This is a genomic window from Streptomyces sp. LS1784, assembly GCF_020103755.1.
In the GTDB taxonomy this organism is placed as follows: domain Bacteria; phylum Actinomycetota; class Actinomycetes; order Streptomycetales; family Streptomycetaceae; genus Kitasatospora.
Window position 1 is genome coordinate 1 of the sequence record NZ_JAHSQD010000057.1, and the last position, 26,256, is coordinate 26,256.

General features: G+C 71.5%; 20 protein-coding genes. 5 read left to right on the forward strand and 15 right to left on the reverse strand.

Annotated elements, in window-relative coordinates:
- Positions 1–388: 388 nt before the first annotated feature.
- From KS423_RS10120 to eccD, 9 genes are all read right to left on the reverse strand, one after another.
- The gene (locus KS423_RS10120) at positions 389–2,074 is read right to left on the reverse strand and encodes a ribonuclease J (protein ID WP_224277432.1); all 1,686 of its coding nucleotides are present in this window, start codon (positions 2,072–2,074) and stop codon (positions 389–391) included.
- A 169-nt stretch (positions 2,075–2,243) separates the two neighbouring features.
- Positions 2,244–3,143 (reverse strand): 4-hydroxy-tetrahydrodipicolinate synthase, encoded by a 900-nt coding sequence (gene dapA, locus KS423_RS10125; RefSeq protein ID WP_224277434.1) that lies wholly within the window; start codon positions 3,141–3,143, stop codon positions 2,244–2,246.
- A gap of 215 nt (positions 3,144–3,358) precedes the next feature.
- Entirely contained in the window at positions 3,359–4,090 is a 732-nt protein-coding gene (gene thyX / locus KS423_RS10130; RefSeq protein ID WP_224277436.1) for an FAD-dependent thymidylate synthase, read from the reverse strand.
- A complete protein-coding gene (locus KS423_RS10135; RefSeq protein ID WP_224277438.1) occupies positions 4,087–4,545 on the reverse strand; it encodes a tetratricopeptide repeat protein in 459 nt (152 codons plus the stop codon). The genes thyX and KS423_RS10135 overlap by 4 nt, the downstream gene beginning before the upstream one ends.
- A gap of 25 nt (positions 4,546–4,570) precedes the next feature.
- Positions 4,571–5,317, reverse strand: a complete 747-nt coding sequence (gene dapB / locus KS423_RS10140) for a 4-hydroxy-tetrahydrodipicolinate reductase (protein WP_224277440.1) — start codon at positions 5,315–5,317, stop codon at positions 4,571–4,573.
- A gap of 13 nt (positions 5,318–5,330) precedes the next feature.
- The gene (locus tag KS423_RS10145) at positions 5,331–6,737 is read right to left on the reverse strand and encodes a pitrilysin family protein (RefSeq protein ID WP_224277442.1); all 1,407 of its coding nucleotides are present in this window, start codon (positions 6,735–6,737) and stop codon (positions 5,331–5,333) included.
- Positions 6,738–6,804: 67 nt separating this feature from the next.
- Complete coding sequence (locus KS423_RS10150) at positions 6,805–9,012, reverse strand: polyribonucleotide nucleotidyltransferase (protein WP_224277444.1); 2,208 nt, start codon at positions 9,010–9,012, stop codon at positions 6,805–6,807.
- Between the two features lie 453 nt (positions 9,013–9,465).
- On the reverse strand, positions 9,466–9,756 hold the full coding sequence (gene rpsO, locus KS423_RS10155; RefSeq protein WP_031072625.1) for a 30S ribosomal protein S15: 291 nt from the start codon (positions 9,754–9,756) through the stop codon (positions 9,466–9,468).
- A 221-nt stretch (positions 9,757–9,977) separates the two neighbouring features.
- Positions 9,978–11,435 (reverse strand): type VII secretion integral membrane protein EccD, encoded by a 1,458-nt coding sequence (gene eccD, locus KS423_RS10160; RefSeq protein ID WP_224277446.1) that lies wholly within the window; start codon positions 11,433–11,435, stop codon positions 9,978–9,980.
- A gap of 360 nt (positions 11,436–11,795) precedes the next feature.
- Between eccD and eccCa the strand changes: the two genes are divergently transcribed.
- Both eccCa and KS423_RS10170 read left to right on the forward strand, forming a co-directional pair.
- On the forward strand, positions 11,796–15,740 hold the full coding sequence (gene eccCa / locus KS423_RS10165) for a type VII secretion protein EccCa (RefSeq protein WP_224277447.1): 3,945 nt from the start codon (positions 11,796–11,798) through the stop codon (positions 15,738–15,740).
- 469 nt (positions 15,741–16,209) lie between these two features.
- Positions 16,210–17,613: an APC family permease gene (locus KS423_RS10170; protein ID WP_224277449.1), complete on the forward strand. Its 1,404-nt coding sequence runs from the start codon at positions 16,210–16,212 to the stop codon at positions 17,611–17,613.
- 69 nt (positions 17,614–17,682) lie between these two features.
- On the opposite strand, the gene KS423_RS10175 is transcribed toward KS423_RS10170, so the two are convergent.
- The 6 genes from KS423_RS10175 to KS423_RS10200 form a co-directional block, all read right to left on the reverse strand.
- Positions 17,683–18,924 (reverse strand): hypothetical protein, encoded by a 1,242-nt coding sequence (locus KS423_RS10175; protein ID WP_224277451.1) that lies wholly within the window; start codon positions 18,922–18,924, stop codon positions 17,683–17,685.
- 66 nt (positions 18,925–18,990) lie between these two features.
- Positions 18,991–19,530 carry a SigE family RNA polymerase sigma factor gene (locus KS423_RS10180; protein WP_224277453.1) on the reverse strand — a complete coding sequence of 180 codons (540 nt, stop codon included), beginning with the start codon at positions 19,528–19,530 and terminating at the stop codon, positions 18,991–18,993.
- A 112-nt stretch (positions 19,531–19,642) separates the two neighbouring features.
- Positions 19,643–20,875 carry a type VII secretion-associated serine protease mycosin gene (gene mycP, locus KS423_RS10185; RefSeq protein ID WP_224277455.1) on the reverse strand — a complete coding sequence of 411 codons (1,233 nt, stop codon included), beginning with the start codon at positions 20,873–20,875 and terminating at the stop codon, positions 19,643–19,645.
- 98 nt (positions 20,876–20,973) lie between these two features.
- The gene (locus KS423_RS10190; protein ID WP_224277457.1) at positions 20,974–21,264 is read right to left on the reverse strand and encodes a WXG100 family type VII secretion target; all 291 of its coding nucleotides are present in this window, start codon (positions 21,262–21,264) and stop codon (positions 20,974–20,976) included.
- Positions 21,265–21,384: 120 nt separating this feature from the next.
- The gene (locus KS423_RS10195) at positions 21,385–21,690 is read right to left on the reverse strand and encodes a WXG100 family type VII secretion target (RefSeq protein ID WP_224277459.1); all 306 of its coding nucleotides are present in this window, start codon (positions 21,688–21,690) and stop codon (positions 21,385–21,387) included.
- A 182-nt stretch (positions 21,691–21,872) separates the two neighbouring features.
- The gene (locus KS423_RS10200) at positions 21,873–23,558 is read right to left on the reverse strand and encodes a type VII secretion protein EccB (RefSeq protein WP_224277461.1); all 1,686 of its coding nucleotides are present in this window, start codon (positions 23,556–23,558) and stop codon (positions 21,873–21,875) included.
- A gap of 186 nt (positions 23,559–23,744) precedes the next feature.
- Here KS423_RS10200 and eccE point away from each other — a divergent pair, with 186 nt between their 5' ends.
- The 3 genes from eccE to KS423_RS10215 all read left to right on the forward strand — a co-directional run.
- Positions 23,745–25,166 (forward strand): type VII secretion protein EccE, encoded by a 1,422-nt coding sequence (gene eccE, locus KS423_RS10205; RefSeq protein ID WP_224277462.1) that lies wholly within the window; start codon positions 23,745–23,747, stop codon positions 25,164–25,166.
- Positions 25,166–25,933, forward strand: coding sequence for a hypothetical protein (locus KS423_RS10210; protein WP_224277464.1), 768 nt, complete (start codon positions 25,166–25,168; stop codon positions 25,931–25,933). Before eccE ends, KS423_RS10210 begins: the two co-directional genes overlap by 1 nt.
- A 131-nt stretch (positions 25,934–26,064) precedes the next feature.
- On the forward strand, positions 26,065–26,256 hold a 192-nt coding region (locus tag KS423_RS10215), incomplete at its 3' end, for a hypothetical protein (RefSeq protein ID WP_224277466.1).

Genomic DNA, 26,256 nt, shown 5'->3' on the forward strand with positions numbered 1-26,256 from the left:
ATTTCAAAAGGAATCTCCAACCCCGATCAAACGACCGAGGCCGGGGATGTCAACATATCTGGCGTTGACTTTTGGCACGCTGTTGAGTTCTCAAGGAACGGACGCTTCCTTCGGACCGCCTTCCAGCGAATCCTCCGGGCTTCGTTCTTTCGTGTTTCCAGCTTATCAGATGTTTTCCGCTCCGTTTTCCGGAGCTTCATTCATCCGACCCGCTTTTGCCTTTCGGCGCTCCCGGACTCTATCAGAGTTCTTCGGTCCGTTTTCCCCGGTCGTTCTCGAATTCAGATTCGAGCCCGTTTCCGAGGGGCCGTCCCGTGGGGCAACCCGGAGAACATTACGCACCGGGTCGCCCCACGTCAAACCGGCCTCAGCCGGTGTTGAGCGAGCGTCAGACCTCGACCACGACCGGCAGGATCATCGGCCGGCGGCGGTAGTTGTCCGCGACCCACTTGCCGATGGTCCGGCGGACCAGCTGCTGCACCTGACGGGGCTCCAGCACGCCGTCGCTCGCCGAGCGGTCCAGCGCTTCCTGGAGCTTGGCGACCACCGGGGCGAACGCGTTGTCGTCGATGCCGGAGCCGCGGGCCTGAATGGTCGGGCCGCCCACGATCTTGCCGTTGGTCGAGTCGACCGCGACGAAGACCGAGATGAAGCCCTCCTCACCGAGGATCTTGCGGTCCTTGAGCGAGGCCTCGCTGATGTCGCCGACCGAGGAGCCGTCCACGTAGACGTACCCGGCCTGCACCTTGCCGACGATCCGGGCGACGCCGCCCTCCAGGTCGACGCAGACGCCGTCCTCGGCGATGACCACGCGGTTGCGCGGCACCCCGGTGGCGACGCCCAGCTCGGCGGCCGCGCGCAGGTGGCGCCACTCGCCGTGGACCGGCATCAGGTTGCGCGGCTTGCAGATGTTGAAGAAGTAGAGCAGCTCGCCGGCCGAGGCGTGGCCGGAGACGTGCACCTTGGCGTTGCCCTTGTGTACGACCTTGGCACCCCAGCGGGTCAGGCCGTTGATCACCCGGTAGACGGCGTTCTCGTTGCCCGGGATGAGCGAGGAGGCCAGGACGACGGTGTCGCCCTGGACGATGCGGATCTGGTGGTCGCGGTTTGCCATCCGGGACAGCGCCGCCATCGGCTCGCCCTGCGAACCGGTGCAGATCAGCACGACCTCCTTGTCCGGCAGGTCGTCCAGCTGCTTGACGTCCACGATCATGTTGCCGGGGACCTTCAGGTAGCCGAGGTCCCGGGCGATGCCCATGTTGCGGACCATCGAGCGGCCGACGAAGGCGACCTTGCGCTTGTACTCGTGGGCGGCGTCCAGCACCTGCTGGATGCGGTGCACGTGGCTCGCGAAGGAGGCCACGATGATGCGCTTCTCGGCGTTCGCGAAGACGTTCCGCAGCGCCGCCGAGATGTCCCGCTCGTGCGGGATGAAGCCGGGGACCTCGGCGTTGGTGGAGTCCACCAGCAGCAGGTCCATGCCCTCCTCCGCCAGCTTGGCGAAGGTCGGCAGGTCGGTCAGGCGGCCGTCCAGCGGCAGCTGGTCCATCTTGAAGTCGCCGGTGGCCACGACCATGCCGGCGGGGGTGCGGACCGCCACGGCCAGGGCGTCCGGGATGGAGTGGTTGACCGCGATGAACTCGCAGTCGAAGGGGCCGATGCGCTCGCGCTCGCCCTCCTTGACCTCCAGCACGTACGGCCGGATGCGGTGCTCTGCGAGCTTGGCCTCGATCAGCGCGAGGGTCAGCTTGGAGCCGATCAGCGGGATGTCCGGGTTCTCCCGCAGGAGGAACGGGACGGCGCCGATGTGGTCCTCGTGCCCGTGGGTGAGGATGATGCCGTCGACCTTGTCGAGGCGGTCCCGGATGTAGCTGAAGTCCGGGAGGATCAGGTCCACGCCGGGCTGCTCGTCCTCGGGGAAGAGGACGCCGCAGTCGACGATCAGGATGCGGTCCCCGTACTCGAGGACCGTCATGTTGCGGCCGATCTCGCCGAGGCCGCCGAGCGGAGTGATGCGGAGGGCGCCCTCCTTCAGGGCCGGGGGTGCGCCGAGCTCGGGGTGCGGGTGGCTCAAAAGACTCTCCTCACGACGCACGCCATATGCCCGGGGTCCTCCCCTGGAGACATATGGCGTGCGTACTCAGTGTCGTTTTCCTACTGGGTCTGTGCTCTCGCGCCTGCGGTCCGGTCCAGCGGCGGACCCGGGGAGGTCCGGCGAGCCGGGGCGCGCACGTCCGTGTCTGCTAAAGGTGTACCCCGCCGGCGGCGAGATCCTGCTTCAATCGCGCGACCTCCTCGGGCGTCGCGCCGACCAGCGGCAGCCGCAGCGGGCCCGCCGGCAGGCCCTGGAGCTCCAGGGCGGCCTTGGTGAGGATCACGCCCTGGGTGCGGAACATACCGCTGAACACCGGCAGCAGGCGCTGGTGGATGCTCGTGGCCTTGACCACGTCACCCGCCAGGAAGGCCTCGATCATCGCCCGCAGCTCCCCGGCCGCCACGTGCCCGACGACGCTGACCACGCCGACGGCTCCGACGGACAGCAGCGGCAGGTTGAGGATGTCGTCGCCGGAGTACCAGGCGAGGTCGGCGCGGGCGATCGCCCAGGCCGCGGCGCCCAGGTCGCCCTTGGCGTCCTTGTTGGCGACGATCCGCGGGTGCCGGCCGAGGCGGACCAGCGTCTCGTGGCTCAGCGCGACCCCGCTGCGGCCCGGGATGTCGTACAGCATGACCGGCAGCCCGGTCGCGTCGGCGATGGCGACGTTGTGCCGGTACAGGCCCTCCTGCGGGGGCTTGCTGTAGTACGGCGTGACGACCAGCAGGCCGTGTGCTCCGGCCGCCTCCGCCTGCCGGGCCAGCTCGACGCTGTGGTGGGTGTCGTTGGTGCCGACGCCGGCCACCACGTGGGCGCGGTCCCCGACCGCCTCGACCACGGCGCGGACCAGCTGGGCCTTCTCGGCGTCGGTGGTGGTCGGGGACTCACCGGTGGTGCCGTTGACGACGAGGCCGTCGTTGCCTGAGTCCACGAGGTGCGTGGCAAGGCGCTGGGCGCCGTCGAGGTCGAGTCCGCCGTCGGCGGTGAACGGGGTGACCATGGCGGTCAGGACCCGGCCGAACGGCGTCTGGGGGGTGGAGATCGGAGCCATGCGTCCAAAGCTACTCGTAGGCGGTGGGGCGGTCCCCATGCCGGTCCGGTGTTCGGACAGGTGTGGCGTGTCGATGGCGCGGACGTGGGATTCCGGTGCTGCCCGCTCGGGGGTTCGGGCAGCACCGGAATCCGTGTTCACGAATGTAGGGAGCGGCTAGAAAAGCCGCAATCCAGACATGCCAGACACTCTGCCCATATGCCTGTCGTCCCAGGTCAGGGGGCGACTCGGCCGTGCTTCTCGAAAGCCGCATGGGTGAGCGGCATGAGCTGGGCCCACTGCTCCTCCATCTGCTCGGCGACCATCTCGATCTCGCGCTGTGGGAAGGACGGCACCGCCGAGTTCTCCCGCCTGGTGCGCAGCGACAGGAAGTGCATCAGCGAGCGCGAGTTGCAGGTCGCGTACATCGAGGAGAACAGGCCCACCGGCAGCACCGCGCGGGCCACCTCGCGGGCCACCCCGGCGGCCAGCATCTCCTGGTAGCGGGCGTAGGACTCGCGGTACGCGGCCTCCATCGCCTCCGTGGTGGTCCTGTGCTGCTCGGGCGTGCCCTCGTGGAACTCGTACTTGCCGGGGCGGCCCTGCTGGACCAGCTTGCGCTCCTCGCCCGGCACGTAGAAGACCGGCTGGAGCTCGCGGTAGCGGCCGGACTCCTCGTTGTACGACCAGCCGCTGCGGTGCCGGTGGAACTCCCGGAACACGAAGATCGGCGCGCTGATGAAGAAGGTCATCGAGTTGTGCTCGAACGGCGTGCCGTGCCGGTCGCGCATCAGGAAGTTGATCAGGCCCTTGGACTTCTCCGGGTCCTGCTGGAGGGCTTCGAGGGACTGCTCGCCCGCGGTCGAGACCCGGGCCGCCCAGATGACGTCCGAGTCGGCGGCGGCGCTGCGGACCAGCTCCACCGTCACGTCGCTGCGGAAGCTGGGGGCCGTCGGTTCGTCGCTCACGCGTTACTCCTTGCGGGTTCGGTGCTGTGCAGCTTGATGGCGTGCTGCATGGTCTTGCGGGCGCGCGGGGTGTCGCCGGCGTCGGCGTAGGCCACGGCGAGGCGGAACCAGACCCGCCAGTCGCCCGGCGCGGCCTGTGCCTCGGTCTGGCGGCGGGCGAACACCGCGTCGGCCGAGGCCCGGTCGATCCGCCCGCCCTTGCTGCGCTTCAGCTCGTCCACCGGAAGGCCGCCCTCGGCCTCCAGCTCACGGGCCAGCCGCTCGCTGTCCCGGCCGAAGCGGACGGTCTGGCGCAGGAACCAGACGCCGATCACCGGGATCACGAAGGCGCAGATCCCGATGCCGATGCCGAGCGGCTTGCCGGTCGCGATCAGCTGGACGCCCTCGCCCACGCAGACCAGGGCGACCAGCAGCAGCACGCCGGACAGGACGAAGAAGCCGGTACGAGACGTCATGACGCACTCCTGGAGATCAATGCGGTCACAGGTCCAGGAAGTGTTCGAGGCCGAAGGTCAGCCCCGGGGTCTCGACGACCTTGCGCACGCCCAGCAGGATGCCCGGCATGAAGCTGCTGTGGTGCAGCGAGTCGTGCCGGATGGTGAGCGTCTCGCCGGTGTCGCCGAACATCACCTGCTGGTGGGCGAGCAGGCCGCGCAGCCGCACCGCGTGCACCGGCACCCCGTCCACGTCGGCACCGCGCGCGCCGGGCAGGCTGTGGGTGGTCGGGTCCTGCTGCGGCGGCCGGCCGGCCTCGGCCCGGGCGGCCGCGATCAGCTGGGCGGTGCGGGTGGCGGTACCGCTGGGAGCGTCGGCCTTGCGGTCGTGGTGCAGCTCGACCACCTCGACCGACTCGAAGTACCGGGCGGCGATCTGGGAGAACTTCATGCCGAGGATGGCGCCGATGGAGAAGTTCGGCGCGATCAGCAGGCCGAGCTCGGGGGCCTCGGCCAGCCGGCTGCGGACGGTGGCGAGCCGCTCGTCCGTCCAGCCGGTGGTGCCGGTGACCACGTGGATGCCGTTGCGCACGCAGTAGTCGAGGTTGCCCATCACCGCGTCGGGGTGGGTCAGCTCGACGGCCACCTGGGCGCCCGCCTCGGTCAGCTCCTCCAGCTTCGACCCGCGGCCGAGGGCGGCGACCAGCTCCATGTCCGGAGCAGCCTCCACCGCCCTGACCGCCTCGGAGCCGATCCGTCCCTTGGCGCCGATCACGGCGACACGCAGCGTCATAGCGAATGTCCTCTCACACCAGCAGATCGGCGAGCTTGGCGGCCCGCTTGTCGTTGACCGGGCCGATCAGGGCGAGCGACGGCCGGTACGCGCCCAGCACATCACGCGCCACCTCGTGGACGTCCTCCAGGGTCACCGCGGCGATCCGCTCCAGCATGTCGTCCACCGACAGGTGGTGCCCGTAGCTGAGTTCGGCCTTGCCGATCCGGTTCATCAGCGAGCCGGTGTCCTCCATGCCGAGCACGGTGGAGCCGGAGATCTGGCCGATCGCGCGCTGCAGCTCCTCCTCGGTGATGCCCTCCTCGACCACCTTGGCCAGCTCGGCCCGGCAGATCCGCAGCACCTCCTCGACCCGCTTGGGCTGGCAGCCGGCGTAGATGCCGAACAGGCCGCTGTCCGCGTAGGACGAGGAGTACGAGTAGACCGAGTACGCCAGGCCCCGCTTCTCGCGGACCTCCTGGAAGAGCCGGGAGCTCATCCCGCCGCCGAGGGCCGCGTTCAGCACGCCCATCGCCCAGCGGCGCTCGTCGTGCCGCGGCACCCCGGGCACGCCCAGCACCAGGTGGGCCTGCTCCGTGGAGCGGTTGAGCACCTCCACCTTGCCGGCCGTGCGCAGTGCCCTGACCCCGCGGCGGGCCTCGGCAGGCGCCGCGGTGGAGGCCTCCAGCACCGGCGCGAAGGCCTGCTCGACCTGCTTGACCACCTTGCGGTGGTCGAGGTTGCCGGCCGCGGCGACGACCAGCTGCTCGGGCCGGTAGCGGCGACGGTAGAAGCCGGCGATCTGGTCCCGGGTGAGCGTCCTGATGGTCTCCTGGGTGCCGAGGATCGGGCGGCCGAGCGGGCCGCTGCCGAAGATCACCTTGGCGAACAGGTCGTGCACCACGTCGCCCGGGTCGTCCTCGGCCATCGCCATCTCCTCCAGGATGACGCCGCGCTCGGCCTCCACGTCCTCGGTGCGGATCAGCGAGCCGGTGAGCATGTCGCAGACCACGTCGATGGCCAGCGGCAGGTCGGTGTCCAGGACCCGGGCGTAGTAGCAGGTGTTCTCCTTCGCGGTGAAGGCGTTCATCTCACCGCCGACGGCGTCCAGGGCGGCCGAGATGTCCAGCGCGCTGCGCCGCTCGGTGCCCTTGAAGAGCAGGTGCTCCAGGTAGTGGGTGGCGCCGTTGAGCTGCGGGGTCTCGTCCCGCGAGCCGACGCCGACCCAGATGCCGAAGGTCGCGGAGCGCACCGTCGGCAGGGTCTCGGTGACGACCCGAAGGCCGCCGGGGAGGACGGTGCGGCGCACCGTGCCGGCGCCGTCGACGCCCTTGAGCAGGGTCCGGGTGGTGCCGGGGCGCTGCTTTACCGCCGGGGCCTGCGCCACGGGGGGTACCTCCAGGGGAGACGCACGTGGGAAGGCACGTGCGGACGTAAGCATGTGGACAACTGGGTGCGGCCCGCACGCCGTGTGAGGCGTACGGGCCGCGGGGTCAGCTAGCGGCGCTTCACTCGGAAGCGGCCTCGCCGCCCTCCTCGCCCTCGATGACCGGGATCAGGGAGAGCTTGCCGCGCGGGTCGATCTCGGCGATCTCGACCTGGACCTTGGCGCCGACGCCGAGGACGTCCTCGACGTTCTCCACGCGCTTGCCGCCGGCCAGCTTGCGGATCTGCGAGATGTGCAGCAGGCCGTCCTTGCCCGGCATCAGCGACACGAACGCGCCGAACGTCGTGGTCTTGACCACGGTGCCCAGGTAGCGCTCGCCGACCTCCGGCATGGTCGGGTTGGCGATCTGGTTGATCGTGGTGCGGGCGGCCTCGGCGGCCGGGCCGTCGGCGGCACCGATGTAGATGGTGCCGTCGTCCTCGATCGTGATCTCGGCGCCGGTGTCCTCCTGGATCTGGTTGATCATCTTGCCCTTGGGGCCGATGACCTCACCGATCTTGTCCACCGGGATCTTGATGGTGATGATGCGCGGCGCGTTCGGGGACATCTCGTCGGGCGAGTCGATGGCCTCGTTCATCACGTCGAGGATGTGCAGGCGGGCGTCCTTGGCCTGCTTCAGCGCGGCGGCGAGCACCGACGCCGGGATGCCGTTCAGCTTGGTGTCCAGCTGGAGGGCGGTGATGAAGTTGCGGGTACCGGCGACCTTGAAGTCCATGTCGCCGTACGCGTCCTCGGCGCCGAGGATGTCGGTCAGCGTGACGTAGTGGGTCTCGCCGTCGATCTCCTGGGAGATCAGGCCCATGGCGATGCCGGCGACGGCGGCCTTCAGCGGCACACCGGCGTTCAGCAGCGACATGGTCGAGGCGCAGACCGAGCCCATCGAGGTGGAGCCGTTGGAGCCGAGCGCCTCGGAGACCTGGCGGATGGCGTACGGGAACTCCTCGCGGGTCGGCAGCACCGGCAGCAGGGCGCGCTCGGCCAGCGCGCCGTGGCCGATCTCGCGGCGCTTGGGCGAGCCCACGCGGCCGGTCTCACCGACGGAGTACGGCGGGAAGTTGTAGTTGTGCATGTAGCGGCGGCGCGTCTCCGGGGAGAGCGTGTCCAGCTGCTGCTCCATGCGCAGCATGTTCAGCGTGGTGACACCCAGGATCTGGGTCTCGCCGCGCTCGAACAGGGCCGAGCCGTGCACCCGCGGGATGGCCTCGACCTCGGCGGCCAGGGTGCGGATGTCGGTGACGCCGCGACCGTCGATGCGGACCTTGTCCTTGATGACGCGCTCGCGGACGATCTTCTTGGTCAGCGCGTTGTAGGCGGCGCTGATCTCCTTCTCGCGGCCCTCGAACTCGGGCAGCAGCTTCTCGGCGGCCAGCGCCTTGACGCGGTCCAGCTCGTTGTTGCGCTCCTGCTTGCCCGGGATGGTCAGGGCCTGGGCGAGCTCGTCCTTGACGGCGGCGGTCAGCGCGGCGAGGACGTCGTCCTGGTAGTCCAGGAAGACCGGGAACTCGCCGGTCGGCTTGGCGGCCTGGGCGGCCAGCTGCGACTGCGCGGCGCACAGGACCTTGATGAACGGCTTCGCGGCCTCCAGGCCGGAGGCGACGATCTCCTCGGTCGGCGCGTCGGCGCCGCCCTCGACCAGCTTGATGGTCTTGTCGGTGGCCTCGGCCTCGACCATCATGATCGCGACGTCGCCGTCCGGCAGGACGCGACCGGCGACGACCATGTCGAAGACGGCCGACTCCAGCTCGCTGTGGGTCGGGAAGGCGACCCACTGGCCGTTGATCAGCGCGACGCGCACGCCGCCGATCGGGCCGGAGAACGGCAGGCCCGCCAGCTGGGTGGAGGCGGAGGCGGCGTTGATGGCGACCACGTCGTACAGGTGGTCGGGGTTGAGCGCCATCACGGTGACGACGACCTGGACCTCGTTGCGCAGGCCCTTGACGAAGGACGGGCGCAGCGGGCGGTCGATCAGGCGGCAGGTGAGGATCGCGTCCTCGGAGGGCCGGCCCTCGCGACGGAAGAACGAGCCGGGGATGCGGCCGGCGGCGTACATCCGCTCCTCGACGTCCACGGTCAGCGGGAAGAAGTCGAAGTGCTCCTTCGGCTGCTTGGACGCGCTGGTGGCCGACAGCACCATGGTGTCGTCGTCCAGGTAGGCCACGGCGGAGCCGGCGGCCTGACGGGCCAGACGGCCGGTCTCGAAGCGGATGGTACGGGTGCCGAAGGAACCGTTGTCGATCACGGCCTCGGCGTAGAACACGTTCTCTTCCACCTGGAAGATCTCCTCTTTCGTACGTCTCCGGGAGAGCGTCCCCGCGCACTGCCTGCGGTGGGCCCCGGGCCCTCGTCAGGGAGGGCGGCAGTCGGGCCGGTCTTCGATCGAAGCCTCCGGAGTGCCCCGCTCGGTCTGCGGGGGTTCCGACGGCCACTACCGAGGACCGGCGCCTCACGGCTGCCGGGCCGGGAAGGGCGGTCCGCGTCTGGACGCTCTCTCGGATGCGGGCGGCTTCCGTTTGAAGCCTTCGTCCCGCGGGGGTTCGGGTCCTTCTGCCCGGGTGGCGCGCTGGTGCGCCATCACCCGGCATGCCCACAACCCTACGGTGCAATCCTCGGCCACCTGGGGAGGTGCGCGCGAGTTGTTATCTCCGGGCACCGCGGTTCAAGAGCCGCGGCATACGCGCGAGGGGCGGCTCCCCGGTGTGGGGAGCCGCCCCGAGCGGCGTTCTCAGCGGGCGCCGCCGGCGGCACCGCGGCGGATGCCCAGGCGGTCGACGAGCGTACGGAAGCGCTCGATGTCCTTCTTGGCCAGGTACTGCAGCAGGCGGCGGCGCTGGCCGACCAGGATCAGCAGGCCACGACGCGAGTGGTGGTCGTGCTTGTGGGTCTTGAGGTGCTCGGTCAGGTCCGAGATGCGACGGGAGAGCATGGCCACCTGGACCTCGGGGGAACCGGTGTCGCCCTCCTTCTGGCCGAACTCGGCGAAGATCTGCTTCTTGACGTCAGAGGCGAGAGCCACTGCAACTCCTTCGGGGTCTACCGAGCGGTCCTGGTCGACAACACAGGACTCATCGAGAACTCGGTGTCGCGAGCGCGGCCGGCGGTCTGCGACCCACGGGGGGGGCGGACACACGGCTGCGCTCGAAGGCCAAGCGTACCAGTGCCGCCCACCCGGCCGTTCGGCGGGCCCGAGAGGGGTCGCGCGAACGGACGGGCGGGCGGCACTGCGGCGTCCGGCGGTCAGCCGGTGGCGCCGCGGACCAGGCGGTAGATGTCCAGGACGGCGAGTGCCAGCGGGACGAGCGAGATCAGGGTGAGGCTGTCCACCAGGTCCAGGATGCGCCCCCAGAACGGGGAGACCCCGAGCCGCGGCACCACCAGGGCGATCGCGGTGAGCAGCGCGGCGCCGAAGGCGATGGAGGCGGTCAGCCAGATCGTGCGCAGGTCGAGCTCGGTGGTGGAACCGGCCGCCCGCAGGAAGAACTGCGGGGTGTGCAGGGAGAGCCCGACGATCAGCAGGCTCAGGCCGAGCAGGCCGGCCACGGTGAGGCTGAGCACCTGCGCGGTGTAGCGGAACAGCCGGGCGCGCAGCATGGTGGTCAGGCCCAGGGCGAGCGCGAGCAGCTCGGGGAAGGTCTCGTCGGTGAAGCCGAGGACGGCGCAGGCGCCGACCACCACGGCGGCGCAGCCGCCGACCAGGCCGACCAGCACCTCGTGGCCACGACGGGCCTGGTGCGCGATCTTCTCGTACTGCACGGCCTCGGCGCGCTCGGCCTCCTCGTCGTAGTCGCGGCTGCGGGTGCGGGTCTGGCCGGGGGCGCTGAAGCCGACCGGCAGCCGGGCGAAGCGGGCGGAGAGGCTGGGCAGGAAGCCGACCACGGCCACGGCGGCGACGCCGGTGACGGCGGCGATGTGCCCGGCCGGGGTCTCCGGCAGCAGGACGGCCGCGAAGGTGGCGAGCGAGCCGGCGGTGGAGACCAGGGCGGCGGCGACGAACACCGCGTCCCTCTCCGGCAGCAGGCCGGCCAGTAGTACGGAGACCACCAGGACGGCGGCGCAGCCGGCCAGGAACTGGAGCCGGCCGGGGCCGTCCCCCAGATGGGCGACGGCGATGAGGCCGCTGCCGCCGATCATGGCGTGCGGCAGGGCGCCGAGGCCGAGCGCGACGGCCGCGTGGGCGTCCTGGTAGACCCGGGCGCGCACCCCGGCGAGCGCGGTGAGCACGACGGCGGTGACGCCGGCCAGGACACCGGGCAGGCCGTGCATGTCGTGGCGCAGGTCGGAGAACCAGAGCGCGAAGCCGAGCAGGGTGAGCAGCACCCCGGCGCCGATCAGGCCGAAGCCGCGCATCAGCTCGGCGGTCCAGAACCGGCGGTCGGCCTCGACGGCGCTGGCGATCGCGTCGGCGACGTCGTCGTAGACGGCCGGCGGGAGCGACTCGGCGAAGGGGCGCAGCGCCAGCAGGTCGCCGTCGCGGACCTGCTGGGCGGCCAGTGGCAGCCCGCTGTCGAGCACCGTGCCGTCGCGGCGGACCAGGTGGAAGCCGGTGGGGGTGCCGTCGGGCTGGCTCTGGTTGGCCAGGCGCAGCACCTCGGGGTAGACGTCCGCGAGCGGGACGTCCTCGGGCAGGGCGACGTCGATCCGGCGGTCCGGGGCAACGACGGTCACCCGGCAGTAGCCGGTCGCGGCGGCACTCATGCGCCCACCTCGCTGCGCTCGCCCATGAGGGCCCCCACCTCGATCCTTCGACGCACTTGGCGCTCCCCCTTGTTGACGGTGCCGAGGCACGGCGGCGCTCGGTGTTGCTGTGGAACCGGCCCGGCCGGGCCGCGAGTTGGCGCGGCGTTACCCTACCCGTTCGGTTCGTGTCCGGTGCCGGTGCGTACCGGGCCCTGGCGGGCGGTGCGGGGGCGACCGTTAGGATCGGCGCCTGCGCAAAGGTACGGGGGCTGCGCTGGGTGGGGCGTCCTCAGCCACCGGATTCCCGTACGGACCGTACGCAAATCGCATGAGGGCTGATGCCGAAGTGATCGATCGACGCCGCGGGGTGGATGACACATGGGTGTGATCACGGTCAAGCGACCGGCCAGGGCGTATCCGCCCACCGTGCCGGACGAGCCGGTGGAGCTGGTGAGCCCACCCGAACTGCCCCGGCAGGGCGGCGAGGACTGGCTGATGAGCATCCTGCCGATGTTGGGCATGGGTGGCTCGGCGGTGTTCTTCTTCTCGCCGGGGGCTGCGGCCCCGATGAAGATCATGGGCGGTCTGATGATCGCCTCGACGCTCGGCATGGTGCTGGCGCAGATCGTCCGGGCCCGCAAGGGCGGTTCGACCGCGATGGCGGACGAACGGCGCGACTACCTGAAGTACCTCCAGCAGACCCGCCGTCAGGTGCGCCGCACGGCGGAGCGCCAGCGCGGCGCGCTGCTGTTCCTGAACCCGGCGCCGGACCAGCTCTGGTCGATCGTCGAGGACGGCCGGCGGCTGTGGGAACGGCGCACCGGGGACGGCGACTTCGCGCAGATCCGGGTGGGCCTCGGGCCGGTGCAGCTGTCCACGCCGCTGGTGGCGCCGCAGACCGCGCCGATGGACGAGCTGGAGCCGCTGTCGGCGGCCGCGATGCACTCCTTCCTGAAGGCGCACGGCACCCTCCAGGACCTGCCGCTGGCGGTCTCGCTGCGGGCCTTTTACCACATCACGGTGTGCGGGGACCCGGACTCGGTGTACGGGAACGTGCGCGCGATGATCGCCCAGCTGACCACCCTGCACTCGCCGGACGACCTGATGGTGGCGGTCGCGGCCGCGCCCGGTGCGGCCGAGGAGTGGGAGTGGACCAAGTGGCTCCCGCACAACCAGCACCGCAAGGAGGCCGACGGCGCGGGCTCGCGCCGGCTGTTCGCGACCGACCTGGGCGACCTGGAGTACCTGCTCCAGGACGAACTGGCCGGCCGCCAGCGCTTCGTGCGGGAGGTGGCGCCGCCGGCCGACCAGCCGCACCTGGTGGTCGTGATGGACGGCGCGGGGGTGCCGCACGACTCGCTGCTGGCGAGCCCGGAGGGCGTGCAGGGCGTGACGGTCATCGAGGTGGTGCCGGGCGAGGTGGACGAGCCCAGCGGGCACCTGATGGTGACGGTCGGCGCCGAGGAGCTGCTGCTGCGCTCGGCCTCCGGCGCGACGTACACCGGCAAGCCGGACCTGCTCTCGGTGTGGCAGTCCGAGGCGCTGGCACGGCAGTTGGCGCCGTACCGGATCTCGGCCGGCGGGGACGACGAACCGCTGCTGTCCAACCTCGACTTCACCGACATGATGAACTCGGGCGACCCGGGCTCCTTCGACGTGGCCCGCAGCTGGCGCCCGCGCGCCCAGCACGAGCGGATGCGGGTGCCGATCGGCGTCGGCGCCAACGGCGAGCACGTCTACCTGGACATCAAGGAGGCCGCGCTGGAGGGCATGGGCCCGCACGGCCTGTGCGTGGGCGCGACCGGTTCCGGCAAGTCTGAGCTGCTGCGCACGCTGGTGCTGGCGCTGGCGATGACCCACTCCTCGGAGATCCTGAACTTCGTCCTCGCCGACTTCAAGGGTGGTGCGACCTTCTCCGGCATGGCGGACATGCCGCACACCTCCGCGGTGATCACCAACCTGGAGGGCGAGCTCACCCTGGTCGACCGCATGCGCGACGCCATCGAGGGCGAGCTCCACCGCCGCCAGGAGCTGCTGCGCTCGGCGGGCAACTACGCCAACATCCACGAGTACGAGCGGGCCCGGGCGGCCGGCGCGGCACTGGACCCGCTGCCCTCGCTGGTGCTGATCATCGACGAGTTCTCCGAACTCCTCTCCGCCAAGCCCGACTTCATCGAGATGTTCATCCAGATCGGCCGGATCGGCCGGTCGCTGGGCGTGCACCTGCTGCTGGCCTCGCAGCGCCTGGAGGAGGGCAAGCTGCGCGGCCTGGACACCTACCTGTCGTACCGGATCGGTCTGCGCACCTTCTCGGCCGCGGAGTCCCGGGCGGCGATCGGCGTGCCGGACGCCTACCACCTGCCGCCGGTGCCGGGCGTCGGCTACCTCAAGTTCGGCGAGGACGTGATGGACCGGTTCAAGGCCGCCTACGTCTCGGGGCCGTACCGGGCGCCGGGACAGCAGCGGTCGACCGGCGGACGGCGGGTCAACGCGCGCCCGGTGGAGTTCACCGCGGCCTTCGTGGACCTGCCGGACCCGGTGGAGGAGGAGGTCGCACCGCAGGTCCCGGAGCAGGACGACGCGCTGGTGGACACCGTGCTGGACGTGTTCGTCCAGCGGATGACCGGCCAGGGCCCGGCCGCGCACCAGGTGTGGCTGCCGCCGCTGGACGAGGCGCCGAGCATGGACCACCTGCTGCCGCCGCTGCAGGTCGTGCCGGAGCGCGGGCTGGCCGCGCCCGGCTACCCGGCGGGCCGGCTGCGGGTGCCGATCGGCATCGTGGACAAGCCGCGCGAGCAGAAGACGGACATCCTGGAGGTCGACTACGCGGGGGCGGCCGGCCACGGTCTGATCGTGGGCGGCCCGCGCTCCGGCAAGTCGACCGTGGTGCGCACCACGGTGGCCTCGTTCGGCCTCACCCACACCCCGCTGGAGGTGCAGTTCTACCTGCTCGACTTCGGTGCGGGCAGCTTCCAGTCGCTGGCCGGGCTGCCGCACGTCGGCGGGGTGGCCGGGCGCCTGGACGTGGACAAGGTGCGCCGGATGGTCTCCGAGGTGCACGGGGTGCTCAACCGGCGCGAGGAGCTGTTCCGGGTCGCCGGGATCGACACCATCGCCACCTACCGGGCCCGCCGGGCGGCCGGCCAGCTGCCGGACGAGGCCTTCGGCGACGTCTTCCTGGTGATCGACGGCTGGAACACCTTCAAGCAGGAGTTCGAGGGCCTGGAGCCGGTGATCGGCGACATCGCCCAGCGCGGCCTCGGCTACGGCGTGCACCTGGTCATCACGGCGGCCCGGTACGCCGAGGTGCGCCCGGCGCTGAAGGACCTGCTGCAGAACCGGACCGAGCTGAAGCTCGGTGACCCGATGGAGTCCGAGGTCGACCGCCGGGTGGCCCAGAACGTCCCGTCGCTGGCCGGGCGCGGCATCACCCCGGAGCGGCTGCACTTCCTGTCCGGACTGCCGCGCCTGGACGGCTCCTCCTCGGTGGACGACCTCCAGGACGGCGTGGCCGGGCTGGTCGGCGCCGTGGACGGGGCCTGGACCGGCCCGCGCGCCCCGCAGGTGCGAATGCTGCCGGCCGTCCTGGACGGCAACTCGCTGCCGAAGGGCTTCGAGCACCCGGAGCGCGGCGTCGCCTTCGGCGTGGACGAGGCGGAGCTGGCGCCGGTCTTCGTCAACTTCGAGACCGACCCGCTGTTCATCGTCTTCGGCGACACCGAGTCCGGGAAGTCGGCGGTGCTGCGGATGCTGATCAAGCAGATCACCGAGCGCTACACGCCGGACCAGGCGGGCATCGTGGTCGGCGACTACCGGCGCGCGCTGCTCGGCACCGTGCCGCCGGAGTACCTGGTGGAGTACGCGGCCGCGCAGCCGGCCATGGCGGCCATCGTGGACATGCTGCGCGGCGCCTGCTCGCGCCGCCTGCCGGGCCCGGACGTGACCGCCGAGCAGCTGCGCAACCGCAGCTGGTACAGCGGCAAGGACATGTTCGTGATCGTCGACGACTACGAGCTGGTCTCGACGAGCTCGGGCAACCCGCTGGCCCCGCTGGCCGAGTTCCTGCCGTTCGCCCGCGACATCGGCCTGCGGGTGGTCGTGGCCCGCAGCGCGGGCGGCGCCGGCCGCTCGCTGTACGAGCCGGTGCTGCAGCGGATGCGCGAGCTCGGCGGCCAGGGCGTCATCCTCTCCGGGAACCGGGACGAGGGCGCACTGCTGGGGACGGTCAAGCCGCAGGCGCTGCCGCCGGGCCGAGGGGTCTACGTGTCCCGCCGCGTGACCAGCGGGCAGATGGTCCAGACGGGCTGGCTGCCGGTGGCGTAGCCGCGCCGGCCGTCACGGACGGTGATCGAAGGGGTCGGACTCGCGGAGTCCGACCCCTTCGGCGTCCCAGGTTCCGAAACGTTACCTAGCTCTTTCGGAGCGGGGGCTGCGGTTCCCGTACCCGGCCGGGGAGTTGCCGGACGCTTCGGGGGCACCTGGGTGTGTCGCCGTCCACCTGGAGTGCCACCTTTGAATCACGACCCTCCCCCCTTTGTTCACCTTCGATTCAATCGCGATGTGGCTTGGGTAACAAGTCGGACAAAGCCCGCAACGACCGAACGTGATCATGGGATCGCATGTCTATGCCGTTCGCCGCAACGGATTCCGAAGCAGTTCCCACGTTGACTCGATCAATACGCCCAAGGTTCCATTGCGCCCCGGGAGCGACTGGAACCGGACACCGAGCAACCAGCCAGCGGAGGCGATACCGCTCCCACTCCAGCACCGCACAAAGCCGATCGGAAGCCACATGACCGACACGCTTCGCCCGCCACAGACCGTAGCCGCCACGGCGGCCGAGGCGGCCGCGCCCCAGCAGCTCAAGCGCTCGATCGGCGTCGTGGGCGGCACACTGCTCACGCTGTCCTGCGTCACGCCCGCATCGACGCTCTTCGTGATCGTGCCGGAGCTGTTCTCCAGCATCGGCAGCGCCACCGCACTGGCCATCGCGATCGGCACCGTGCTCTGCGTCGCGGTCGCGTTCTGCTACTCCGAGCTCGGCACCCTGATCCCCAGCGCCGGCGGCGAGTACGCGATGGTCGGCACCCTCGCCGGACGGCTGATGGGCTGGCTGGTCTTCGTGCTCTCGCTGATCGTGGTGATGATCGTCCCCTCGGTCATCGCCCTCGGCACCGCCGACTACCTCGCCCCCGTCCTGCACCTGGACAAGGCCATGACCGGCGCCGCCGTGATGCTGGCCGCCACCCTGGCCGGCCTGCTCGACCTGCGTGCCAACGCCTGGATCACCGGCATCTTCCTGGTGCTGGAGGTCATCGCGGCCGGCGTGGTCTCGGTGCTCGGCTTCGCCCACACCAACAGCGACGCCCCCAGCCTGCTGCACGGCGTGGTCACCGGGGACGGCGGCGCCACCACCACGGTGAGCGTGGGCGCCATCGTCGGCGCGCTCGGCATCGCCCTGTTCATCACCCAGGGCTTCTCCACCGCGGTCTACCTGTCCGAGGAGCTGGAGAACCCCCGCCGCAACGTCTCGCGCACCGTGCTGTGGACGCTCGGCATCTCCTCGGCCATCATCCTGGTCCCGGTCGTCGCCATCACCATGGGCGCCCCCGACCTCCAGACCCTGTCCTCCGGCGACATCTCCGGCATGGTCACCGCCTGGAGCAACTCCGCGGTCGGCACCTTCATCAGCCTCTGCGTCGCGCTGGCCATCATCAACGCCGGCATCGTCATGGTCATCCAGAACTCCCGGGTGCTGTTCGCCTCCGCCCGCGACAAGGCCTGGCCGGAGCCGGTCAACAAGGCCTTCGGCACCCTCGGCCGGTTCGGCTCGCCGTGGATCGCCACCCTGGCGGTCGGCCTGCCCGGCGCCGCGCTCTGCTTCGTCAAGGGCGAGCTGCTGAGCAACATCACCGGCGTCGCCGTCACCGGGATGTACCTGCTGGTCGCGATCGCCGCGCTGCTCTCCCGCCGCGCCCACCACAAGCACGCCGCCGCCTGGCGGATGCCGCTGTGGCCGGTCGTCCCGGGCGTCCTGATCGCCGTCCTGGTCTTCGTGATGACCAAGCTGGACGCCGAGCCCCTGCTGTGGACCGGCGGCATCACCGCCGCCGCCACCCTCTACTGGCTGTTCTACCTGCGCCCCCGGCAGGACACCCGCTGGGTGATCAGCCTCCCCGAGGACCAGCAGGACTGACCCCCACCCCTCCCCCACACGGCGGTGCCCCGGGCCTCCCCCAGCCCGGGGCACCGCCATGTGCGCGTCCTACTTGTACACCTTCCAGGCCGGGCTGGTGGCGATCGCCTTCACCTGGTCCGCGGTGAGCAGCGGCTTGCCGGTCGGCATCTGGTAGACCAGCACCTCCATGCCGTCCGGACGCAGGACGTTCACCGTCAGCGGCTTCTCCTTGCCGTCCGGGTCGCCGTTGACGAGGATCCTGCTCCCGTCGGGGAGGGTGTTCGCGTCCTTGAAGGCGCGCTCACCCTGGACGCTCCCGCTGTGCGCCCAGTTCTCCACCCGCAGCATCAGCGAGCCGGCGGCCTGGCCCTGGGCCAGCTGGAAGGTGGCCGCGAGCGCGGTGCCGGAGCGGCCGGTCACGGTCACCCCCGGGGGCAGCAGGCCGGCCAGCACGGCCTCCCGGTCGGGCAGCGACAGGCCGGGGTCGACCGCCTCCTCGTCGATGCCGTCGTACCGGACCGCCGCGACGACCCGGTCCCAGGACCTGTCGGTGACGATCGCCTTCAGCTGGTCCAGGGTGAGCGGCGGGTTGGGGCGGCTGTCCGGCGCGCCCTTCTCCTTGGGCGCGTTCCACTCGCTCAGGGAGATGCTCCGGCCGTCCGGGCCGGTCAGGGTGGCGTGCCACTCCTTGGTGTCGGCCCGGCCGTCCGAGTACTCGTACCCCTGCTCCAGCAGGAGCTTGGAGCCGTCCGGCAGGGTGGTGGCGGAGCAGGAGTCGACCCGGGCGAGCTTGAAGTCGGACGGGCAGGTGGGGACCTGTGCCTGCTTGGGGTGGTGCTTCTGGATGCCGATCTGGACCAGCGACTTGCCCTGGCCGTCGTCGAAGACCACGCTCGCCGAGGCGAAGGTGCCGTCCAGCCACTCGTCGTCGGTCCCGCGGCCGTTGGCCTCGCTGGTCTCCCCCTTGGGCAGCAGCGCCTGGAAGGTGGCCAGCACCTCGTCGCCGGAGACCACCGCCGGGGCGGAGGACTTCGCCGTGGTCGGGGTGGCCGCGGCGGTGGCGCTGCCGGCGGTGGCGGCCGGGGCGGAGGCCGCGCTCACCGTGCCCGTCTCCTTGCCGCCCAGGGAGCCCAGGTACACCGCGCCGGTGCCCACCAGGGCCAGCGCGGCCGCGCCGCCCACCACGGCGGCGGTCGAGCGGCGGCGCCAGCGGCTGCGGCCACGGCGGTAGCCACCCGCGACCAGGTCGGCCTGCTCGGTGCGGAAGCCTTCGCCCGTACGGGTGAGGGCATAGAGAAGATCGTCCTCGAACTTGTCCGGTTCGGACATGGGTGTTCACCGTCTCCTTGCGTCGCGGTTTGCGAGAAGTGCCGTACGGGCGGGCGGGCGCCGCCCTCAGCGGCCGGCGAGCTCGGTCAGCGAGTCGCCGAGCAGGGTGCGCAGCCGGGCCAGGGCCCGGGTGGTGCGGGTGCGGACGGCCCCGGAGGAGACCCGCATGGCCTCGGCGGTCTCCTCGACGCTGCGGTCCTCCCAGTAGCGCAGCACCAGGACCGCGCGGTCCTTGGGCGGCATCCGGCCGAGCGCGTCGAGGAGGGTCAGCCGCAGGGTGCTGTCGGCGTCCTGCCCCTCCGGCTCCGGCAGGGTGTCGCTGGGGCGCTCGCCGCTGGAGCGGCGACGCTGCTGGGCGAGGAAGGTGCGCACCATCACGGTGTGGGTGTAGGCCGCCGGGTTGTCGATCCGACCGCGGCCGGTGAAGGCACTGCGCCGCCACAGCACGTACATCCGGCTGAGGGCCTCCTGGACGAGGTCCTCGGCGTAGTGGGTGTCGCCGCTGGTGAGCAGGCAGGCCGAGCGGTACAGGTGGCCGGTCCGGCCGGAGACGAGTTCCAGGAACTCCGCGTCCTTGGCCTCCCGGCCCGCCCCGATCCACCTCATGCGCCCTGCCCCCTGCGGTCCGCCCTCCCTGACACTTCATCGATGCGGTGGGCGGGCGGCGGTGTTACAGGAGTCGGGGTCGGAATCTCGGCGAGCCGGCTCCCGCCGGACGTCAGTCGGCGGACCTGCGCCGGTGGTCGCGCAGCACCACGCCGCCGCCGATCAGCAGGGCGACCAGCAGCGCGCCGATGCCGAGGACGTACGTCGCGGTGCGGCCGTCGCGGTCGGCCTGGGTCTCGCCGAGGCCCACCGGGCGTGGCACGATCGGCGCGGCGGCGAGCTGCACCGGGGCGTCCGGGACGGGTGCCCAGGGCGCTTCGGCGGGGGCCTTGGTGACGGCCTTGACCGGGTCCACCACGCCCCAGCCGACGAACTTGTCCGGGTCTCGCTGGGTGCGCTGCGCGCTCTGCTCGATCCAGGCCCGCACCTGGGCCGCCTTCCAGTTCGGGTGGGCGCCCCTCAGCAGCGCGGCGAGCCCGGAGACGTACGGGGCGGCGAAGCTGGTGCCGTTGTCCACGCACTGGCCGCCCCCGGGCACGGTGGACAGCATGTCGACACCGGGCGCGGCGACCTTCACGAAGCTGCCGTACTGGGAGAACGGCGCACGCTCGTTGTTGCGGTCGGAGGCACCGACGGCCAGCACGGTCGGGAAGGCGCCGGGGTAGGTGTCGCCCTCCTTGCCGTCGTTCCCGGTCGAGGCGACCACCACGACGTCGCGTGCCTCGGCGTACTCGATGACGGCCTTCAGATCCTGGTAGCCGCCGAAGCGCGCGTCGCCCGCGCCGCGCACGTCCTGGGAGATGTTGACGACCCTGGCGCCCTTGTCGACCGCTTCCCTGATCGCCTTGACCAGGGTGGAGACGTCACCGTTGCCGTCGCTGTCGTTCTGCCGGATCGACAGGATCCTGGCGTCGGGGGCCAGTCCGACGAAGCCGGTGGTCGGCCTGGGGCGGGCGGCGATGATGCCGGCCACCTTGGTGCCGTGACCGACCGGGTCCTCGATGGACTTTCCCTGGATCGGCTCCTTGGTCTCCCGGTTGACCAGCAGGTTGGGGCCCTCGTCGACCTTGCCGCTCAGTTGCGGGTTGTTCTGGTCCACCCCGGTGTCGATGACCGCGACCGTCACGTCCGCCCCGGTGGTCTTCCCGTCCTGCCACAGCTCGTTCAGCAGCAGGCGCTGCAGCGACCACGGCACGGTCTGCACGTCGGGCGCGTTCTTGGGGCAGTCGCCGGCCGCGGCCAGCCCCGGCCCGCTCTCGGCGTACGCGGGGGCGGCGAGCGGGCCGCCCAGCACCGCGAGCACGGCGAGCGCCGCGGCCGCCTTCCGGTACCCGTGTCGGGACACCCTGCCACCCCTCATGTCGTCCACCCGTGTCGCGCGTCGGGGGCGGGTGCCCGGAATCCGGGTACCCGCCCCCTGCCGTTCCCTACGGAACCCGAACGTCAGCCCCAGAGCTTGGCGTTGGCGTCCTCGGTCGTCTTGTAGCTCTGCGCGGCCTTCTCCAGCGAACCCGCGATCTGCGCGCAGGTCTGCTGGAGGTCGGCGGCCTTGGCGTCCCACTGGGCCTGGTGGGCCTGGTAGCCCTGCTGGGCGGCGCCCTGCCAGCTGGAGGCGATGCGGGTGACGTTGCCCTTGAGGTCGTTCAGCAGGTGGTCGATGCGACTCGCCGAGGCCTTGACCTCCTCGGCCGCCTGGTGAACGGTCTGGAAGTTGACGAGAATGTGGTCGGACACGTTGTCTCCCTTGACGAGGGTGCGGAGCGCCACGCGGTCAGTGGCGGGCGCCCCGCAGAGCGGTGGATCGGGGCAGAACGGCGGTCGGCGCAGGTGCGGTGATCAGCGCGAGTGCGGTGATCAGCCCTGGACCGAGGAGAACATCGCCTTCTGCTCCTCTTCGGTGCTCGCGTAGTGCTTGGTCGTCAGCTCGATCGCGTGCTTGATCGCGTTCAGCGACTCCTTGAGCTTCGCGATGTCGCCGTTGACCCGCTCCTGCAGGCTCGCGTAGGCCGTCGCGGCCTGGCCCTGCCAACCGCTGGTGATGCCGGAGACCGTGCTGATGAGCTTGGTCTTCTCAGCCTCGATCTTGCCGATGGCCTCTTCGATCTGCTTGGCGAAAGCCAGCATCTCCTGCGCAGTCATCGTGAACTGACCCTGAGCCATGCTCCACCGTCCCCCATGAGACAACATTTGCGTGTACGGAGGGCCCGTGAGAGCCGACCGTTGCATCACCGGCGTGATGTCCAACAGCACTGTAGTCGGCACACGCAGCTCACCCAACACCGAGCACTGAGTAGTTACCAGACCATGACACTGGGGCCAATTCGGTTACCGCACTTGGCCGGTCAGGCATTCTGCGGCTGGGCGGCGCTCTTCGCGGTGAGCGGCGGGCCGGCCGGAACCAGGTTCGACCACTCCTTCGGCACCGGCAGCGGCTTGACGCCCTGGTAGCCCAACCGGGCCTGGTTGCCGCCGGGTTCCTCCTGTTGCTGACCGGGCTCCTGGGACGGCGCCCCGGGGGTCGGCGTGGCACTGGGCTGCGGCGTCGGCTGCTTCGGGGGGCCGCTCTGGCCGGGCTGAGGCGAGGCGGCGGGACGCTGGCTGCCGTCGCCGTTGGACGGGACGGAGTAGCGCAACCCGGTCTCGGTGATCAGGAAGTCGGATCCGGAGCCGGCGGCCGAGTTGTCCAGCGAACGGTAGAACAGCCCGTGACCGGGCGTCACGTACGCGGCCCCGGCGCCGTTGTTGTACGGGGCAGGGTACGAAGTCCCGGCCCAGACACTGCGCTTGGCCGTACTGCCGTCCTCGGCGCCGCCGTCGTAGGTGCTGCACACGACCATCCGAGGGTCCTGGCGGTCCTGCCAGTTGTTCACCGGCGCACCGGCCTTCAGCGGCCAGTCCGGCGCGGTGTCCTTCAGCCGGGCGTCGTTGCCCCACTGGGAGTTGTCGGCCGGGTTCATCTCGTCGCTGCGCGGATTCTTGTCCTGGTCGTACTTGTAGAGCATCTGGTAGGCCGGGTTCTGCCGGATCAGCTCCGCCTGGAACGCGGTGACCAGGTAGAGCTGCTCCTTGCCGACCACGTAGTGGCGGTCCTGGTAGTGCACCAGCCGGCCGACCCGCCGGTCGGCCTGGTTGGTCAGCACCACCTTGGAGTTGGCGCCCTGGCTGTCGGCGACCCCCTCGACCTGCGGGAAGGTGATCGGAGTGGCGTTCACCAGGGTGTCCAGCCAGTCCCGCTTGACCCGCTGCGGCACCGCGTTGGGCCCGAACACCGCGGTGATCAGCGCCTTGCGCTCCTTGTCGTCCGACTGCGGGGAGCCGATCAGGTGCTTGCGGCCCTGCGCGTCGACCAGGTACACCGCCGCACCCGCGGCGGCCGGCTGGCCCGGCGCCGGCGCGGCCGACACCTGCTGCTCGTCGGCCTGCTGCACCAGCATCAGCTGGTCCGGTCCGAGCATCCGGTCCTTGGCCGCCAGCGCCGCCGCGTCCGCGCCGGCCGCCACGAACACGGCCTGGTTGACGGTCTCCTGCTTGTCGTCCGAGCCCGGGCGGTCGCACACCGCCCACTTCATCGCCTTGCTCGCGTTGTCCGTGCTCGGCAACTTGTCCGGCGCGTACGGGATGCCGATCGTCGGCCCGTGGTTGGGGTACCGGTCGAGCACCCCGTCGTCCACCACCACGACCTTGGCGCCCGCGGGCAGCACCAGCCGCGCCGAGGACATGTTGAGTACCTGGTGCAGCCGCTTGGTCTTGTTGTCCGGGTCGGTGAGCACCACGTACCGGGTCGTCGACTGCTTGCCCTGGATGATGTTCTTGCCGTCGTCCCACTTCACCGGCGCGCTCGGCTTGAAGACCCCCCAGAGCCCGAACCCGGCCACGACCACCGCCCCGGCCAGCACACTCGGCAGCACCGCCTTCACCGGACGCGGCGCGTCCTCGTCGCTGCCGCCACCGGCGGGCAGCAGGAAGGCGCCCACCGTGCGCTTGCGGGCGAAGGTGTACGCGTTCAGCTCGTCCCGGCGCGATGCCATACCTCGTCGTCCCCCTAGTCAGACGTCGTCGGGCGTTGTCAGACCGACCTGCCCCGTGGTCACCCGCCGGGCACGAACCGGCGCGAACCCTCTACGATGCGGCAGCAGACGGTGAGTACGGTACGGGTACGGTCCGCGACACAGCCAGCCGGGCCGCGACAACCGATCAGAGAGGGCCACCGGGGGATGCCAAGCCAGACCGCTCCAGGACGCCGCCGCAGCGCGGGCGGTGGGAGGTCGCGCCGGGCCGGCCGGGCGCAGCACAGCGCACCGACGACCGAGACCGGGGCCGGAACCGGGGCCGCCCGGCCGCAACCGGACGGCACCGGGGGCGGCGGCGCCGTCCAGGTCCGGGTCAACCCCCGACCGGGCCTGCTCGGCGGGCGGTTGAAGCTCCAACAGCTCGTCCTGGTCGAGGTGGCGGCGGCCCTGGTCGCGGTCGGCTGGACGATCAGCCGCACGGTCGCGGCCGGCTTCGGCGCGGTCGCACTGGTACTGCTCGTGCTCGCGCTCGTCCCGGTGCGCGGCCGCACCGTCCCGGAGCTGCTGCTGGTCCGTGCCGCCCTCAAGTCCCGCCGCAAGCAGGCCAGGACGCTGCTGCCGCCGGCCGGCACCGACCCGGCGCTGGCGCCGGCGCTGGAGCTCGAACCGGGGCTGCGCACCTGCACCCACGCCACCGAGGCCGAGTTCGGCGGCCGCCCGGTCCGCCGGGAGACCGGCATGGTCGGCGACGGGACCTTCCTCAGTTCGGTGCTGCTCGTCCAGGCCAAGGACCAGCCGCTGCGCCCGGTGCGCACCGCGCTGCCGCTGCCGCTGGACGTGATCTGCTCGGCGCTCACGGTGGACGACATCACCCTGGAGTCGGTGCAGCTGGTCCAGCACACCCAGCCCGCCCCGGCCCCGCACCTGCCCGAGCAGTCGCTGGCCGCCCGCGCCTACCGCGAACTGCCGGACGGCACCTCCACCCCCGGGCTGCGGCTGACCTGGATCGCGCTCAAGCTCGACCCGGAACGCGCGGCGACCGCCGTCCGGGCCCGTGGCGGCGGCGAGGAGGGCGCCCGCAAGGCGCTGCAGCGGGTCACCGACCAGCTGGCCGGCCGACTCAACAGCGCCGGCTTCAACGCGACCGTGCTGGACGAGCGCGAGCTGATCGCCGCGCTGGCCATCTCCACCTGCGCCAACCCGATCGCGGTGGCCGGCCGGCAGGGCACCGGCAGCGGCGGCGGCACCACCCGCCGCACCCAGGAGGGCAACCGGTTCTGGCGGATCGACGACCGCTGGCACACCACGTACTGGATCTCCCGCTGGCCGCAGCTGAGCCGCCCCGACGGCGCCCCCGGCCGGATCGCCGCGCCGGACCTGGTCAACCTGATCACCGGCTCCCCGGCCCTCGCCAGCACCTTCAGCCTGACCGCCGGGCACGGCACCGGCGGCTCGGTGACGGTCAGCGGGCACCTGCGGGTGACCGGCCGCAACGAGAGCGAGGTCGGCCAGATCGGCCGCCAGGTGGAGACCCGGGCCCAGAGCACCGGGCTCGGCCTCGTCCGGCTCGACCTGGAGCAGGCCCCCGGCATGCTCGCCACCCTGCCGCTCGGAGGGGCTTCCTGATGGCGTACCAGACCTATCCCACCGCCGGCCCGCAGCCCGGCGCCGAGCAGCGCCGGGCCCGGCCGCGGATCCTGCCCGGCTTCGGACTGCGCGGCCCGCGCCGGGAGAAGCACGTGCTGGAGCCGGCCGACCTCGCGGCGCTGGCCTTCCCGGTCGGCGACGACGGCGTGGTGATCGGCGTCGACCCGCAGGGACTGCCCGCAGTGCTCGGCCTGTTCCGCCCGACCTCGTACGACTTGGTGCTCGTCGGCGGCATGTGGACGGCGCAGGTCATCGCGCTGCGGGCGGCCGCGATCGGCGCCCGGGTCGCGGTGGAGACCGCCCGCGGACAGCTGTGGGGCCCGATGGCCCAGGCGGCCGGCGGCGGCCAGCCGTGCGTGACGATCCACCAGGTCGGCCGGCTCGGCCCGCAGGGCGCCTCGGTGGCCTCGCCGGTGCTGGTGGTGCGCGACCTCGGTGCCCGCCCGCCGCGCAGCCGACTCTCCGCCGCGCCCTGGCAGACCACCCTGACCCTGCTGCCCTACCTGGGCCCGAACGCCTCCCGGGTGCTGAACGCGGCCGACCTGGTCGGCGTGCAGCGGATCTCGCCGCAGGAGGCGGAGTTGACCGGCCGGGTGCTGTCGCTGCCGCCGGAGGACGTGGCCGCGCTGCCCACCCTCGGCGACGACCTGACCCTGTGGGCGACCCGGATGCGGCGCCAGTACGTACGGGCCGTGGCCGGGCAGGCCGAACAGCAGGTGCTCGGCGCGCCGCGCCGGATGGACTGAGCAGCCGCTCGCCGTGCCGGGCGGGCCGGCGGGGAACCGAAGCCGCCTTCAACGGGGGTTGCCGCACGGCCTAGTCTTTGATGCGGCAACGGCACCGCTGAACAAGCGGCGGCGAACACGAGGGAGCCAGAGTGAGCAGCGATCGGGACGGCGTCTACGTCGGCGACAACGCGGCGGAGGACGACGACGACTGGTCGGACGCACCTGACTACACTCCCCCGTCCTGGTACGTGCAGACCGAGCCCGCGGCGGCGCCGGCTGCTTCGGCTCCGGCAGCTCCGGCGCCGGTCACTCCGGCTGCGGCGCCCGGCGCGCCGACGCCC